The organism is Trueperaceae bacterium, from assembly GCA_031581195.1.
In the GTDB taxonomy this organism is placed as follows: domain Bacteria; phylum Deinococcota; class Deinococci; order Deinococcales; family Trueperaceae; genus SLSQ01.
In genome coordinates, this window is record JAVLCF010000052.1 from 1 (window position 1) to 16,183 (window position 16,183).

At 70.6% G+C, this 16,183-nt stretch carries 16 protein-coding genes; 11 read left to right on the forward strand and 5 right to left on the reverse strand.

The features are described 5' to 3' along the window. The coding region (locus tag RI554_06365; protein MDR9391636.1) for a hypothetical protein at positions 1-776 on the reverse strand (776 nt) is incomplete at its 3' end. Positions 777-954: 178 nt separating this feature from the next. Between RI554_06365 and proX the strand changes: the two genes are divergently transcribed. The 9 genes from proX (at position 955) to lysS (ending at position 11,701) form a co-directional block, all read left to right on the forward strand. Further along, a complete protein-coding gene (gene proX, locus RI554_06370) occupies positions 955-1,983 on the forward strand; it encodes a glycine betaine/L-proline ABC transporter substrate-binding protein ProX (protein ID MDR9391637.1) in 1,029 nt (342 codons plus the stop codon). Between the two features lie 103 nt (positions 1,984-2,086). After that, complete coding sequence (locus tag RI554_06375) at positions 2,087-3,343, forward strand: betaine/proline/choline family ABC transporter ATP-binding protein (GenBank protein MDR9391638.1); 1,257 nt, start codon at positions 2,087-2,089, stop codon at positions 3,341-3,343. Continuing rightward, entirely contained in the window at positions 3,340-4,191 is an 852-nt protein-coding gene (locus RI554_06380) for a proline/glycine betaine ABC transporter permease (protein MDR9391639.1), read from the forward strand. Before RI554_06375 ends, RI554_06380 begins: the two co-directional genes overlap by 4 nt. A gap of 261 nt (positions 4,192-4,452) precedes the next feature. Continuing rightward, positions 4,453-5,406: a glycine betaine ABC transporter substrate-binding protein gene (locus RI554_06385; protein ID MDR9391640.1), complete on the forward strand. Its 954-nt coding sequence runs from the start codon at positions 4,453-4,455 to the stop codon at positions 5,404-5,406. A 118-nt stretch (positions 5,407-5,524) separates the two neighbouring features. Then, positions 5,525-7,159, forward strand: coding sequence for an ABC transporter permease (locus RI554_06390; protein MDR9391641.1), 1,635 nt, complete (start codon positions 5,525-5,527; stop codon positions 7,157-7,159). A gap of 31 nt (positions 7,160-7,190) precedes the next feature. Beyond that, complete coding sequence (locus RI554_06395; GenBank protein MDR9391642.1) at positions 7,191-8,327, forward strand: ABC transporter ATP-binding protein; 1,137 nt, start codon at positions 7,191-7,193, stop codon at positions 8,325-8,327. Further along, positions 8,324-9,433, forward strand: coding sequence for an ABC transporter permease (locus RI554_06400; GenBank protein MDR9391643.1), 1,110 nt, complete (start codon positions 8,324-8,326; stop codon positions 9,431-9,433). Before RI554_06395 ends, RI554_06400 begins: the two co-directional genes overlap by 4 nt. A 227-nt stretch (positions 9,434-9,660) precedes the next feature. Next, positions 9,661-10,146, forward strand: a complete 486-nt coding sequence (locus tag RI554_06405; GenBank protein ID MDR9391644.1) for a GreA/GreB family elongation factor — start codon at positions 9,661-9,663, stop codon at positions 10,144-10,146. 52 nt (positions 10,147-10,198) lie between these two features. Beyond that, positions 10,199-11,701, forward strand: coding sequence for a lysine--tRNA ligase (gene lysS / locus RI554_06410; GenBank protein MDR9391645.1), 1,503 nt, complete (start codon positions 10,199-10,201; stop codon positions 11,699-11,701). A 22-nt stretch (positions 11,702-11,723) separates the two neighbouring features. Here the strand turns inward: lysS and RI554_06415 are convergent, their stop codons facing one another. The 4 genes from RI554_06415 to RI554_06430 form a co-directional block, all read right to left on the reverse strand. Beyond that, a complete protein-coding gene (locus tag RI554_06415; GenBank protein ID MDR9391646.1) occupies positions 11,724-11,948 on the reverse strand; it encodes a hypothetical protein in 225 nt (74 codons plus the stop codon). A gap of 217 nt (positions 11,949-12,165) precedes the next feature. Beyond that, positions 12,166-12,519 (reverse strand): P-II family nitrogen regulator, encoded by a 354-nt coding sequence (locus RI554_06420; protein MDR9391647.1) that lies wholly within the window; start codon positions 12,517-12,519, stop codon positions 12,166-12,168. A 9-nt stretch (positions 12,520-12,528) separates the two neighbouring features. Next, positions 12,529-13,806, reverse strand: coding sequence for an ammonium transporter (locus RI554_06425; protein MDR9391648.1), 1,278 nt, complete (start codon positions 13,804-13,806; stop codon positions 12,529-12,531). A gap of 271 nt (positions 13,807-14,077) precedes the next feature. Beyond that, entirely contained in the window at positions 14,078-15,148 is a 1,071-nt protein-coding gene (locus RI554_06430; protein MDR9391649.1) for a glucose-1-phosphate thymidylyltransferase, read from the reverse strand. A gap of 66 nt (positions 15,149-15,214) precedes the next feature. On the opposite strand from RI554_06430, the gene gldC reads away from it, so the two are divergent. Then, positions 15,215-15,562: a gliding motility protein GldC gene (gene gldC, locus RI554_06435; GenBank protein MDR9391650.1), complete on the forward strand. Its 348-nt coding sequence runs from the start codon at positions 15,215-15,217 to the stop codon at positions 15,560-15,562. Continuing rightward, on the forward strand, positions 15,559-16,183 hold a 625-nt coding region (locus RI554_06440; GenBank protein MDR9391651.1), incomplete at its 3' end, for a hypothetical protein. The genes gldC and RI554_06440, both read left to right, overlap by 4 nt.

Here is a 16,183-nt window from a genome sequence, read left to right on the forward strand (position 1 = left end):
GCGTCGACGTCCCCCCGCCGGTTCGCGATCAAGCCGCGGCCGTACGCCGCGTCGGGCCCCCCGAGCTCCGCGAAGAGGGCGTCGGCGGCGTCGAGGTTCCCGAGCCGCCAGTGGGTCCAGGCGAGCCCGAAGCGGGCGGTGCGGTCGCCGGGGTCGGCGTCCACCCAGGCGCGGTAGCGCGCGAGGGCCGCGTCGTCGCGGCCCAACGCCCGCAACGCGGGCGCTTCGATCGACGGGGCGGACGCCTCCGCCGCGGCGAGCGCGTCGAGCGCCGCCTGGTGCAGGCCCGCACCCTGCAGGCGCCGGGCGAGGTCGTAGGGGGCGTCGGCGAGCAGGCGTTCGAGCGCGGACGCCGCCTCGGGGGCGGGGAGGGCGGCGGTATACGCCTCGATCGCCGCGTCGGGGTCGCCGGCGGCGTCGGCCGCCGCACCGATCGCGAGCTGCAACGCCCGGTCCGCGTCCCGCGCCAGCGGCTCCTCGAGGCGGAGCGCTTCGACGCGGCGCAGGGCCGCGAGGCGGCGCGCGGGGGCGGCACCGTCCGCGGTCGCCAGGAACGCCTCCGCCGCACCGAGCGCGGCGGCGTCGTCGCCGTCGGCGAGGGCCTCCAGGCGGGCGAGGTCCCCGTCGCGGGTCGCTTCGGCGAGGGCGACGAAGCGCGCGGCGAGGGGGTCGTCCGGCGGCGCGCCGCCGGGGCGGCCGTCGGTCGCCGAGAGGGCGAGGGCGACGGCGACGGCGCCGGCGAGGAGCACGAGGAGGGCGCTGCGTCGAGCGGTCACGCCCCCACCATACGGGGTGGCGACGCTCGGGGGTCTCGTCACACGACGTGTTTGCAGACGCCGGACGATGTTGGTACGGTCCGCCCCGTCGCGCCGCACGACCGACCCCGCGATCCGCGCGGGCGTGCTTTCCCGACGTTCGAGACGAACGTTCACGACCTTGACGAAGGAGGACCGTATGTTGCGACGCACGTTTGCATCCGTTTTCTTGGCGCTCGGCCTGATGGCCGCGCCCGCGTTCGCCCAGGACGAGCTGCCGGGCGAGGGCGTCACCGTCCAGCCGGCCGTCGCCACCTGGCAGTCGGCGCTGCCGATCGAAGCGATCTTCGCCACCCTGCTCGAGGAGCTCGGCTACGACGTCGAGCCGGCGCAGTCGGTGTCGAACCCGATCTTCTACCAGTCGGTCACGCAGGGGGACGTCGACTACTGGGCGAACGGTTGGTTCCCGCTGCACAACAACCAGACCCCCGCCAACTTCGACGACAACGCCGAGATCGTCGGCACGATCGTCGAGAACGGCGCCATCCAGGGGTACCTGGCGAGCGCCGACGCCGTCGAAGAGTACGGCATCACCTCGCTCGAGGACTTCAAGCGCCCCGAGGTGAAGGAGGCGTTCGACGCCGACGGCGACGGCAAGGCCGACCTGGTCGCCTGCCCGCCCGGCTGGGGCTGCGAGATCGTCATCGAGCACCACCTCGACGCGTACGACCTGCGCGACGACGTCAACGACATCAAGGCGTCCTACAGCGCGTCGTTCGCCGACGCCCTGGCGCGCGAGCGCAACGGCGAGCCGGTGCTGTACTACACCTGGACCCCGAACTTCACGGTGGTCGAGCTCGTGCCGGGCGAGGACGTCACCTGGCTCAACGTGCCGTCGACCGACCCGACCGAAGGCCAAGAGGGCTTCGAGGACGCCATGACCGCCTCGGGCGTGGCCGGTGCGGTCAGCGACCCGCTCGACATGGGCTTCGTCGCGAACGACATCAACGCCGTCGCGAACAGCGACTTCCTCGACGCGAACCCGGCCGCCCGGGCGCTGCTCGAGCGGATCGAGATCCCGCTTGCGGACGTCTCGAACATGACCCAGCGGATCGCGAACGGCGAGAGCAGCGACGCGGAGATCGACGCGATGGCGCTGCAGTGGATCGCCGACAACCAAGATGCGGTCGAAGGTTGGATCGACGCGGCGATCGACGCCGCGCGTTGAGGACCCGCCCGCACGTCCGACCGCCGGTGGGCGGCGGCCCGACATGCTCACGGATCCCGCGCATCGCGGGATCCGTGTTTCTTTCGCGCGAGGAGACGAATCCGTGATTCGAGTCGAAAACCTGGTCAAAGTGTTCGGAGAGGAGCCCGAGCGCGCCCTGACGTTGATGGAGCAGGGCCGCACGAAGGCGGACATCCGCGAGGAGACGGGGCTGACGGTCGGCGTCAACGACGTCTCGTTCCACGTCGACCGCGGCGAGATCTTCGTCATCATGGGGCTCTCGGGCAGCGGCAAGTCGACGCTGCTGCGTTGCGTCAACCGCCTCATCGAGCCGCTGTCCGGCTCGGTGTTCCTGCAGACCGACGACGGTGAGGTGGACGTCACCACCCTGAGCGATCAACGGTTGCGGGAGGTGCGGCGCGACTCCCTGAGCATGGTGTTCCAGCGGTTCGGGCTGCTGCCGCACCGCACGGTGCTGGACAACGTCGCCTTCGGGCAGGAGATCCGCCGAACCCAGAAGCGCGAGCGGCGACGCATGGCCGAGGAGATGCTGGAGGCGGTGGGGCTGGCCGGCTGGGAGCGGGAGATCCCGGCGCAACTCTCGGGCGGCATGCAGCAACGCGTCGGTTTGGCGCGCGCGCTCGCGACGCAGGCGAACGTGCTGCTGATGGACGAGCCGTTCAGTGCGCTCGACCCGCTCATCAAGGTCAACATGCAGGACGAGCTGCTGCGCATCCAGGCGGAGTTGCACCGCACCATCCTGTTCATCACGCACGACCTGGACGAGGCGTTGCGCCTCGGGACCCGCATCGCCATCATGGACGACGGGCAGATCGTGCAGTCGGGGACGCCCGAGGAGATCATCGTCAATCCGAAGACGGCGTACGTGTCGGATTTCGTGGAGCACGCCGACCCGACCGGCGTCATGACGGCGAAGACGGTCGCGCTGCCGGTGCAGACGCGGCGGTTCGACGCCGAGGACGTCGGGCAGGGCCGCCACCGCTACGTGCGGCAGGGCACCGAGCACCTGGCGTACGTGCTCGAGGACGAGCGCTTCGAGGCGCTCGAGCGCGACGGCCAGCGCGTGCCGACGCGCCCGCTCGCCGAGGCGCTCGAGGACGAGGCGCCGACCGGGTCCCGCGACGATGCGGTGCTCGTGGTGCGCCCCGACGCGACCCTGAAGGAGGTCCTGCAGGGCCGCATCCATTCGCACCTCCCGCAGGTCGTCGTGGACGACGGTGGTCGGCTGTTGGGCGTCATCAGCGAGCGTGAACTGATCCACGGCATTCTCTACAAGACCGCGAACCCCGACGTCGAGGCCGCGGTCGCGTCGCAGGCGACGCAGGAGGCGACGGCATGAACTGGCTGAACATCTTCGAGAGCGGCCTGTTGCCGCTGGACGACTGGGTGCAGACCGGGGTCGACTGGATGTCGGCGAACTGGCGCGGCTTCTTCCAGGCGGTCAAGGTCCCGGTCGAGGTGGTGCTCGACGGCATCGAGACGGTGCTGTTGGCGGTCCCGCCGACGTTGATGCTGATCGCCATCGTCGCCCTCGCATGGCGGGTGGCGGGCTGGCGGACCGGCGTGGTGTCGCTCGTGGCGATGCTGCTCGTGGGGTTCACCGGCATGTGGGAGCTGACGATGATCACGCTCTCGATGGTGATCGCCGCGGTGGTGTTCTGCATCGTCGTGGGCGTGCCGCTCGGCATCCTGGCGGCGCGCAGCGATCGCTTCGCGTCGGGCATCCGGCCGGTGCTCGACGTCATGCAGACCACGCCGGCGTTCGTGTACCTCGTGCCGGTCGTGATGCTGTTCGGCATCGGCACCGTCGCGGGCGTGCTCGCGACGATCGTGTTCGCGCTCCCGCCGATGGTGCGCCTGACGAACCTCGGCATCCGGCAGGTCCGCGAGGACGTCGTCGAGGCGGCCACCGCCTTCGGGGCGAGCCCGTGGCAGGTGCTGACGAAGGTGCAGGTGCCGTTGGCCCTGCCGACGATCATGGCGGGCCTCAACCAGACGATCATGTTGTCGCTGTCGATGGTCGTGATCGCCGCGCTGATCGGTGCGGGCGGGCTCGGGACGCCGGTCTTCCGCGGGCTGAACTCGTTGAACGTCGGCTTGGCGTTCGTCGGGGGGCTCGGGATCGTGTTGCTCGCGATCGTTCTGGACCGCATCACCCAGGCGTTCGGGGACGTCGACCCGCGCTGATCCCTGCGCGCCGGCCGGCGCGCCTGCATACCGCGGTGCAAACCGCGTCGTTCACCCCGCCTCGCGTTCGCGCCGAGGTGGGGTGAACGCCGTTCAGGACGCCCCTCCCGTATGCAACGCATCCCGAGAGTTTGCATACGTCGACTTGGCTTGCTATCCTTCTCTCTGGTTGATCGCGGAGGGCGCGCCCGTCCGGGTGTGCGCGCGATCACCGGCATTCCGTTTCGTCTGCCGTACGTTCCATTCACCGAGGAGGACTCTGTGAAGAAGATCCTGACCGTCCTGTCCCTGGCCGCGGCCCTGCTGCTCTCCGCGAGCGCGTTCGCCCAGGCCCCCAACGAAGGCGACCCGATCGTGGTCGGCTCGAAGCAGTTCACCGAGCAGATCGTGCTCGGCAAGGTCATCGTCCAGCTGCTCGAGGACGCCGGCTACGAGGTCACCGACCGCACGAACCTCGGCGGCACCGCCGTCGCGCGGGACGCCCTCGAAGCGGGCGAGATCGACGTCTACCCGAACTACAACGGGACCGCCATCAGCAACTGGTACCGCGACATCCCGTGGGCCCAAGAGGCGATCCCCGAGGGTGCGTCGGGCGACGCGTACGCCAGCTTCGCGACCGTGGCGTCCTACGACGCGGCGATCTACGACCTCATCTGGCTGCGCCCCGCGCCGGCGAACAACACCTACGCCCTGGCCGTGACGCGCCAGTGGTCGGAGGAGAACGGCATCACCACCCTGCCCGAGTTCGCCGACTACGTGAACGAAGGCGGCGAGGTCGTGCTCTCCACCGGGGACGAGTTCGCGCAGCGCCCCGACGGCCTGCCGTCGTTCTACGAGACCTACGGCTTCGAACTCACCGAGGACCAGCTCATCATCATCGCCGGCGCCACGCCCGCGCAGACCGAGCAGGCGCTCGCCTCGGGCCAGAACAACGTGAACGTCGCGATGGCGTACGGCACCGACGGCGCCCTCCTCGCCTACGACTTCGTCGTGCTCGAGGACCCCGACGGCGCGCAGCCGGTGTTCCAGCCGACCCCGGTGTTCCGCGGCGAAACCATCCGCGCGTACCCCGAGATCGCCGGCCTCCTGAACCCTGTGTTCGCCCTCTTCGACAACCCCACGCTGCAGGGCCTGAACGCCTCGGTCGAGGTCGACGGCCTCAGCGCCGACGAAGCGGCGCGCACCTTCCTGGTCGACAACGGCTTCATCGACTGACCTACGCGTCGTGTGACGGTCCGGGCCCCCTGGGTCCGGACCGTCCCCTATCTTGCGTACACCGTCCGCCCCCCGGGGGCGGCATCGTCGTTCGCTCACGTCGAGGAGGTTGCCGACCGTGAACCGTATCGCCATGCTCGGCGGCTTGATCGCTGGGTTGGGGTTCTTCTTCCTCCCCACCCTCGCCCTCAAGCCGAACCGGCTCGCGCCGGGGACGAGCTTCAACCTGTTCGAATTCCAGGGCGACGACCGTTATCTCGTCCTGTTCGTCCTCGCGCTGCTGCCGATCCTGCTGTCCTTCCGTCACGACGTCGAGAGTCGAGGCTGGCTGCTCGTCGGGACCGGCTCCCTGCTGTTCGTCCTCACCCTCGTCCTGCCCGCCGGCGCCGGCCGCGAACTCCTCGAGAACCCCGAGGCGTACCTCGGGGGCGGGGCCTTCCTCCGCAACCCCCGCGTCCTGCCCGCCGGCGGCATCGTCACGGGCCTGCTCGGGGCGTACGTCACGCTGTTCGCCGGGGTCCGCGACCTCGCCAAGGTCGAGGTGCAGACGTGGCTGCAGGCGCTCGCCACGTGGCTCGCGCCGCTCGTCACGCTGCTGCTGCTGCTCAACGGCACGTTCGACGTCTACTCGATCATGGTCGAGTTCTACGCCAACGGCGCCGCGCTCGAGCAGAAGTTCGTCGAGCACCTCATGTTCGTCTTCATCTCGCTCGGGGTCGGCTTCGTCGTCGGCGTCGGGCTGGGCCTGTGGGCGTCGCGCGACGAACGCATCGCGCCGGTCATCCTCTACGCCGTCGGCATCATCCAGACCATCCCCTCGCTGGCGTTGTTCGGGGTGCTCCTCGTGCCCCTCGCGCGCCTCGGGGACCGCGGCTTCCTCGGGACCGCGGCGTTCTTCGGCGTCGCGCTTGCCGTCGCCGTCGCGCTGGCCGGCAGCTACGCCCTCTTGGCCGACCGCGAACCGGGACGGCTGCGGATCGTGCACCTGATCGCCACCGCGGTGTCGGCGGCGGTGCCGCTGGCGCTGTTCGTCGGGGTGCTCGTCAGCTTCGTCTTCCGCCTCGCCAACGTCGGCTTCACGAGCGGCGACTACGGCGACACGACCGGCACGATCCTCGCCCTCGTCGCCGCCGCCCTCGCTACGTGGGGGGTCGGGCGCTGGTTCGTGCCCGACGAATCGCGCTGGCGCAGAGGCCTGACGGTGGCGAACTGGAGCCTCTCCGCCGCCAGCGCGATCGCCGTGATCGTGCTCTTCGTTCAGGCGTCGGGATCCAACCGGGTGCTCGGCGGCGTCGAGTCGCTGCAGGCCCTCACGATCCGCGACCTCGGCGTGTCGGGGATCGGCGTCGCGCCGGCCCTGATCGCGCTCACGCTCTACTCGCTGTTGCCGCTGGTGCGCAACACGTACGCCGGCCTCAACAACGTCGATCTGGCGATCATCGACTCCGGGCGCGGTATGGGCATGACGCCCTCGCAGCGCTTCTTCCAGATCGAGCTTCCGCTCGCCTTCCCGGTCATCATGGCCGGCGTCCGCAACGCCGGCGTCGCGCTGGTCGGGATCGGCACCGTCGCGACCGTCATCGGGGCGGGCGGACTGGGCGACTTCGTCATCCAAGGCATCGTCAACACCTCCATCGACCAGATCCTGCTCGGGGCGATCCCCGCGATCGCTCTGGCCCTCGTCCTCGACGCGGTGCTGCGCGGCGTCGAGGGGCTGCTGACCTCGCCCGGCATCCGGCAGGTGCAGCAGTGACCCGGCCGACGCCGCCGCGAAAGGAGCGCTCGTGATCGAGTTCCAGAACGTCGTCAAACGCTTCCCCGACGGCTTCACCGCCGTGAAGGGCCTGAACCTCACGGTCCACGACGGGGAGATCACCGTCTTCATCGGTCCGTCGGGGTGCGGCAAGACCACCTCGATGCGGATGGTGAACCGGCTGTTGTCGATCACCGAGGGCAAGATCCTCGTCGAGGGCCGCGACAACCGCGACTTCCCCGCCGAAGAACTGCGTCGCAAGATCGGCTACGCGATCCAACAGATCGGCCTGTTCCCGCACTTCACCGTCACGGACAACATCGCGGTCGTCCCCCGCATGCTCGGCTGGGACGAATCGCGTATCCGCAAACGCGTCGACGAACTCCTCGACCTCGTCGGCCTCGATCCCGACATCAACCGCGACAAGTACCCGCGGCAGCTGTCCGGCGGACAGCAGCAGCGCGTCGGCGTCGCCCGCGCGCTGGGCGCGGACCCGCCCATCATGCTGATGGACGAGCCGTTCGGGGCGATCGACCCGATCACCCGCGAGGTGCTGCAGGAGGAGTTCCTCGGCATCCAGAAGGAGATCAGCAAGACGATCATCTTCGTCACGCACGACATCGACGAGGCGATCAAGATGGGCGACCGGATCGCCATCCTGCGCGACGGGGCGCTCGAGCAGTACGACACGCCCGACAACATCCTGGCCCACCCGAAGGACCGCTTCGTGCGCGACTTCGTCGGGTCCGACCGCTCCCTCAAGCGGCTCGGGCTGGTGCGGGTCGCGGACCTCATGGACCCCGAAAGCAAGCCGCTCGTGCGGATGCGCGACACCACCGACAAGGCCCGCCAGGTCATCGAGGAGCACAAGGTGCGCAGCGCCTTCGTCGTCGACGACGAGGGGGTCCTCAAGGGCTGGGTGGACCTCGACGGCATCCGCCAGGCGCCGAACAGCCTGATCGACGCGATGATGGAGGCCGACTTCCACGAGATCGGCGTGCGCAAGGGCAACACCGCCCGCGAGGCGTTGTCCGCCATGGTGGCGCGCGGCTTCCGCATCACGCCGGTCGTCGACAAGAACGGCCGCCTGGTCGGCAGCATCACCCTGAAGGCGCTGCAGGACCTCGCGGAGCAGGAGTGGAACGACGAGGAGGCGACCGCGTCGTGACCTGGACTCGCGTGCCCGGCGTCGCGTCGCTGGTGTGGCTCGCGCTCGCCGTGGTCCTCTTCGCGCTCCAGGCGGTCACGGTGCCCGTGACCGACCCGGAGCTCCGCGGGGCGGTCGGGGAGACCGCGTCGTTCACGCCCGACCTGTGGCTGCCGTTGTTCGCCTTCGACGGCGGCACCGTCATCGACATGCAGGCGACGAACGACGTGCGCGCCCTCACCTTCGGCCTCCTCGACGCGGAAACCCGCGCGGTGGACGCCGTGCGCGGCGCGCCGGTCACCGTCGCGCTCGGCTGGTTCGCCGCACTGATGGCGCTCCTCGAGGCGGGCCTCGCGTGGGCGTTCCGCGACCGCGAGGAGAAGCTCGTGCGGCCGCTCGTGCGCGCCGCCGGCATCTTCCTGGTGATCTGGTCGTTCTACGGCCACGAGCCGTTCTGGGATTGGATGCTGCGCGGGTTGTTCCCCACCAGCCCCGACCTGCTCTACAACTCCAACGTCCTGATCAGCCTCGCCAGCCAACACCTGGAGCTGGTGCTGGTGTCGTCGCTGCTGACCATCACGATCGGCCTGTCGCTCGGCATCGCCGTGACCCGCGCCGCCTTCCGGGAGTTCCTGCCGCTCGTGAGCGACGTCGTGAACTCGGGTCAGACGGTGCCGACGCTGGCGATCATCGCCATCATGGCGCCGATCATCGGCTTCGGCTTCTGGCCGGCGATCGTCGCGCTCATCCTCTACGGGCTGCTGCCCATCGTCCGCAACACGATCGTCGGTCTCGAGGGGGTCGACCCCGCCATGATCGACGCGGCGAAGGGCATGGGGATGACCCCGACGCAGATCCTCTGGCAGATCGAGGTCCCGAGCGCCGCGTCGATCATCCTGGCGGGGGTCCGCACCAGCGTCGTCATCAACGTCGGCACCGCCGCCCTCGGGGCGTTCGTCGGGTCGGGCGGTCTCGGGAACCCGATCGCGTCGGGCCTGAACCAGTCGATCGACCCGTGGGTGTTGCTCGGCGCGCTCGCTGCGGCGTTGCTCGCGATCCTGCTCGACTACATCCTGGGGCGCATCGAGTACGTCATGACGCCCAAGGGCCTGCAGATCGAGCAGTGACGTCGGGGGCGCCCTCCGGCGCCCCCGACCCCGCGACCCGGCCCGCGCGACCCGGCCCGCGCGCCCCGTCGGCGTCCGACGTTCCGCGTCGCACGCGCGTCCGTGACGCGCGTGCGCGCCCGCGGGGCACGCGCGTGTGGTAGCCTCAAGCATCCTGCGAAGGTCCGTTCGTCCGCTTCGGGCGAACCGTTTTTTCGTTTCACGCACCGCCACGAGGAGGCATCGGCATGAGCCGCGAAGTCCGCGTCACGAAGGAAGGCTACGAACGTCTCCAGGAACGCGTCGAACGCGAACGCGAACGCCTGGAGGAGGCGACCCGCATCCTGCGCGAGTTGTCGGGGACGTCCGACGACTACGACGACACCGGCCTCGAGGAGGCCAAGCGCGAGAAGACGACGATCGAGGACCGGCTCGACGACCTCGAGGACCAGATGGCGCGCGCGGTGATCATCGAAGCGCACGAGATGGAGGCGGTCGAGCTGGGCGCGACGGTCGAGCTCGCCGAGAAGCCCAAGGGCAAGAAGAAGGGGGGCGAGCCGTTCCTCGTGCAGGTCGTCGCGCCGGTCGAGGCGGGCGTCCTCGACGGCGACGTGCCGCACATCAGCGACGCGTCGCCCATGGGCCGCGCGCTGCTCGGGGCGAAGGTCGGCGACGTCGTCGACGTCGTCATCGAGGACGTCACCACCCGCTACGAGGTGCTCGCCATCCGCTGAGCCGCGCCGGCCGTCCCCCGCGGACGGCACGACGCGCTCGCCGGCGATCGCCATGGCGCAGTCCTCCCTCGACGAACAACGCCAGCAACGCCTCCGCAACCTCGCGAGCCTCGAGGAACGCGGGTTCGAGGCGTACCCCCACCGCAGCGACGCGACGCACCGCGCCGCCGACCTCCACGCCCGCCACGCCGGCGCGGAGGCCGGCGAGGCGTGGCCGGACGACGCCGTCGTCGTCGCCGGCCGCGTCATGACCCTCCGGGGCATGGGGAAGGTCACCTTCGCGACGCTGCAGGACGCGACCGGCCGCATCCAGGCGTACTTCCAGAGGGACGCCCTCGAGGGGTACGCCGCGCTGAAGAAGGTCGATCTCGGCGATTGGCTCGAGGTCGCAGGGACGCCGTTCGTGACGAAGACGGGCGAGTTGACGGTGCACGCCACGTCCTTCACGCCGCTCGCGAAGAGTCTGCGTCCGCTGCCGGACAAGGTCAAGGGCCTCGCCGACAAGGAGACGCGCTACCGGCACCGCCACGTCGACCTGATGACCGACCCGGACGTGCGCCGGGCGTTCGAACTGCGCAGCCGCATGATCGCGATGGTCCGCCACCGCTTCGACGAGCTGGGGTTCCTCGAGGTGGAGACGCCGGTCCTGCAGGCGATCCCCGGCGGGGCGGAGGCGCGCCCGTTCACGACCCACCACAACGCCCTCGATCACGACTTCCACCTGCGCATCAGTTTGGAGCTGTACCTCAAGCGGTTGGTGGTCGGGGGGTTCGACGCGGTCTACGAGATCGGCCGGAACTTCCGCAACGAGGGCCTCAGCCCCAAGCACAACCCCGAGTACACGATGCTCGAGGCGTACTGGGCGGGGCGCGACTACCGGGACCTGATGCCGCTCGTCGAGACGCTGTACGCCGACGTGGTCCGGACCCTGACCGGCGACGCGGTGCTGACGTGGCAGGGGCGGACGCTGGACTTCACGCCCCCCTGGCCGCGGGTGGACTACCTCGACGAACTCCGCGCGCGGAGCGGGATGGACGTCGATCCCCTCGACGAGGCGGCGTTGCGGGCGTGGGTCCGCGAGCACGCGCCGGCGGACCTCACCCGCACGCCCGACGGTCCGCTCTGGGAGGGCCCCGTCAACCACGTCTACGACAAGCTGTACGACCACTACGTCGAGCCGCACCTGGTGGGGCCGGCGTTCGTGATGGATCACCCGCTCGCCATCAGTCCGCTCGCGAAGGCGCACCGCGACCGGCCCGGCGTCGTGGAGCGCTTCGAACCGGTCGCGGTCGGGATGGAGCTCGGCAACGCCTTCAGCGAACTGAACGACCCCGTCGAGCAGCGGCGCCGCTTCGAGGCGCAGATGGCGCTCCGCGCCGGGGGGGACGAGGAGGCGATGCAGCTCGACGAGGCGTTCCTCGCCGCGCTCGAGTACGGCATGCCGCCCACGGCGGGGTTGGGGTTGGGCATCGACCGGTTCGCGATGCTGCTGGCCGACGTGCCCAGCATCCGCGACGTCATCCTGTTTCCGTTGTTGAAGCCCGAGGACGGCTGAGCGGAGCCCCGGCGCGCGCGCCCTACTCGCGCGCTCCCGTGGGGGGGTCTCCGGCGGCTGCGGGCGCGTCGAGGTAGGGCTGCGCCTGCATCCAGATCAGGCGGTACATCGCGCGTTGCAGTTCGAGACGGTCGTCGTCGCCGAGCTCGCGGTCGCGATCGATCTCGTGGAGCAGGTCGCCGAGGTCGTCGAGACTCCACCCCTCGCACCGCGCGACGAGCACTCGATATTCGTCTGCGCTGGCCACCGGCGGCTCCTTCCGAGCGTCGCGTGGCGGGCCGAGGGCCCGCGGTTCGGAGGGAGCATACGCGGCCCTCGCCCCCATCCGAACGGATGAACGTCCCGCGGACCATGACCCCCGCCACGGTCCACCGTCGGCACGGAGGCGGCCCACCCGACGTGGGTGGGCCGCCGAAGCGTCGCGGGGCGCGAGGGGAGGGAGGCTCGCGCCGCGAGGGAGGGGGTCAGGTGGGAACGGGCGTGAGCGCCTCCTCGTCGGTCTCGCCGGTGCGGATGCGGACGACCTGGGCGAGCGGTTGGACGAAGATCTTGCCGTCGCCGACCTCGCCGGTGCGGGCCGCGCCGACGATGGCGTCGATGGCGGGCTGCAGGAACGGTTCCGAGACGGCGATCTCGAGCTTGACCTTCTCGTGGAACTCGACGACGTAGGGGCTGCCGCGGTAGGTCTCCGTCGCGCCGGCCTGGCCGCCGTGCCCACTGACGCGGGAGATGGTGATGCCGCGGACGCCGGCGGCGAAGAGGCGTTCCTTGACGGCCTGCAGGCGGTTGGGTCGAATCAGTGCGGTGATCAGGTTCATGGGGCCTCCTCAGTCGCCCGCGCCGACGACCACGGGGTCGCGCAGGGCGTCGTCGGTCGTGTAGCCGGGAATGCCGTGTTCGGTGACGTCGAGCCCGGCGATCTCCTCGGCGGGGGAGACGCGCAGGCCGACGGTGAACTTCAGGATCATGAAGATGACGTAGCCCGCGAGGAACGCCGCGCCGGCGTACGCGAACGTCCCGAGCAGCTGCACGCCGAGGTTGGCGCCGCCGAACACCCCCACGGCGGCGGTGCCCCAGAGGCCGGCGACGCCGTGCACGCTGATGGCGCCCACGGGGTCGTCCACCCGGAGGCGGTCGAGGGCGAGGACGCTGAGGACGACGACGACGCCGCCGATCGCGCCGGCGAGGACGGCCGCGAGGCCCGCGACGACGTCGGGGCCGGCGGTGATCGACACGAGACCGCCGAGGACGCCGTTCAGGGTCATCGAGATGTCGGGCTTCTTGAACAGGGCCCAACTGAGCAGCAGGGCGGCGACGCCGCCGGCGGCGGCCGCCAGGTTGGTGTTGACGAAGATGTTCGCGACCGCTTCGGCGTCGGCCGCGCTCGAGAACACGAGCTGCGACCCGCCGTTGAAGCCGAACCAGCCGATCCACAACAGGAACACGCCGAGGCCGGCGTAGGCGAGGTTGTGGCCGGGTTTCGCGACCGGCTTGCCGTCGACGTAGCGACCGATGCGCGGCCCGATGGCGAGCACCGCCCCGAGCGCCGCGAAGCCGCCCACGGCGTGCACGACCGAGGAGCCGGCGAAGTCGTAGAAGCCCATCTGCGACAGCCAGCCGCCGCCCCACTGCCAGGCCCCGAGGAACGGGTATACGAGGCCGGTCATCAGGACCGAGAAGATCAGGTACGCCCCGAACTTCATGCGGCCGCCGACGGCGCCGGAGACGATCGTCGCGGCGGTCGCGGCGAACACCATCTGGAAGAAGAAGTCGGCGGATACCGCGACGGTGTCGTTGGTGTAGCCGGCGAGGAACCAGCCGGCGCCGTACATCAGGCCGAAGCCCACCGCCCAGTAGGCGAGGCCGGCGACGGCGAAGTCGGCGACGTTCTTCATGAAGATGTTGATGATGTTCTTGCTGCTGTGCAGGCCGGCCTCGAGCAGGGCGAAGCCCGGCTGCATGAAGGCGACGAGCAAGGCGGCGAGCAGCATGAACAGCGTGTCGACGGCGTACGCGACGTCGGCGAGGGTGTCGCCCTGCGCCGCCGCGACGCCGAGCAACGTCAGGACGGTCAGGGCGGAGACGGACCGGTGGAGCCTCTTCACGGTGGACCTCCTCGGGGGTTCGCGGGGCACGACGCGCGCCGCGATGCCGAGAAGCCTACGTGCAAAACGACACGGTGTCAATAGAAAAGATGCAGTTGGGCAAGAAATCGCGCGACGCCATGCACAAACGAGGGGGTGCACGTGCGACCGAGAGCGATGGAACGTGCACGGTGCTCATGGAATGGAGGACGATGCGACGATCCAAACGAACGCCGCGACGCAGGCGCGTCGCGGCGAACGGCCCCGGGAGCGACGGGGCGGGGTGGGGACGTCAGTCCGTGTCGAGCACGAGCCGGCTCTTGTCGCCCACCACCAGCCGGTGGGCGCGGGGACGGCGCCCGGCGCGAGTGATCTCCACCTCCGCGCCGACGAGGCTCCCCTGCACGCGCGACGCCAGGTGATGGATCGACGAGCCGGGCCCGACCACCGCGTACTCGATCTCCGCATCCTCGATGCGGACGTCGGAGCCGAGCGTCGTGAACGGACCCACGTAGGCGTCCTCCACGCGGCAGCCCGACGCGATCAGGGCGGGCCCGAAGACCGTCGCGTTGCGCACGACCGCGCCCGCCTCGATCACCACGTCCCCCACGATCTCCGCATCCTCCACCGTCCCGTCGATCCGCCGCACCGAACGCGTCAACACCAAGCGGTTCGCATCCAAGATGTCCTCGGGCGTCCCGGTGTCCTTCCACCACCCGTCCACCGTCCCCGCCACGACCCGCCGGCCCCCCTGGATCATGCGCTGGATCGCGTCGGTGATCTGGAACTCGTCCTTCGCCCCGCGCGGCAGGTCCGCGATCGCCTCGTGCACGCTGGCGTCGAAGACGTACACGCCCGCCACCGCCAGGTTCGACGGCGGATCGGACGGCTTCTCCACGAGCCGCACCACCCGCTCGCCGTCGAGCTCCGCCACCCCGAACGCGCGGGGGTCCTCGACCGGCACGAGCGCCAGCGCCGCGTTCACGCCCGCTGCGGGGTCGAACGCCTCCACGAACGGCGCGATGCCGTGCTCGAACAGGTTGTCGGACAGGTACATGACGAAGGCGTCGTCGGCGAGGAAGTCCCGCGCGACCTTCACGGCGTGCGCCAACCCCTCCGGCGGGTCCTGCACGACGAACGTGAACGTCGCCCGGTCCTCGTACGCCGCCAGCGTGCGCTTCAGGTCGTCGCGCGTGTCGGGGGAGACGACGACCGCGATGTCGTGCACCCCGACCTCGAGCAGGTTGTCGACGGCGTAGTGGATCAACGGTCGGTTGGCGACGTCGATGATCGGTTTCGGGCGCAGGCTGGTGATCGGCCGGAGGCGCGTCCCCAAACCGGCCGCGAGGATGAGACCCTTCATGCGGGAACCGTACCGCACCCCGCGCCGGACCACGGACGCGCGCGTCGCAGCCGGGTAGCATGCCCCATGACCCGAAGCGACATCCGCCTGTCCGTGACCAACGACGACGACGGCGTCCGCGACATCCGCTGGGAGGCGGACGACGCCCCCGAGCCCGGCGAACAACGCGCCACGGCGATGCTGCTGTCGCTGTGGGACGCCGACGCCCGCAACGCGCTGCGCATCGACCTGTGGACGCAGGACATGACGGTCGAGGACATGAACGACTTCTTCTTCCAGACCCTCCTCACGCTCGCCGACACCTACAAGAACGCCACCGGCGACGCCGACCTCATGAGCGACGTCAAGGCGTTCGCCCGCACCTTCGCGGAAAAGGCTTCGGACCGCGAACGCGCCCGCGGCGGCGGCGCGTGAGCCGCCGTCGCCGGTACCGCGCGTTCGCCGTCGCGGCGCTGCTGGCGGCCGCGAGCCTGAGCGCCGCCCCGGCGCAAGCCCTCCCGCGAGGCAACGGCGACGTCGCGCTCGGGACCGACCTCGCCTACGTCGCGGCCGACGGTCGCCTCGCCGTCCGACCCGCCGACGGCGGCCCGCCGACGGCGTTCGGACCCGACGGCGCGACGCACGCCTTCCCCGCCTGGTCGCCGGACGGCGACCGCGTCGCCGCCATCCGCCGCACCGCGGGCGGCGCCAGCGCCGTCGTCGTCGACCCCGTCGCCGCCGACCCGCCCGCCATCTGGTTCGACGAACCCGGCGCCGACGTCATCTACTTCGATTGGCGCGACGACGGCGAGGCGCTCTACCTCCTCGTGAACGACCCCGCCACCGGCTACGCCCTCGTCGAGGCCGGCCCCGACGACGCGACCCGCCTCGCGCGCGGCGCGCCGCTCTTCTGGGACCAGACGCCCGACGGGGACCTCCTGCTCCACGTCGGTGGACCCGGCCCCGCCCGCCTGTTCGGGCTCGACCCCCGCACCGGCGAGGCCACGCCCCCCCTCGCGGAACCCGGCGTCTTCCGAAGCCCCGCGGCTTCGCCCA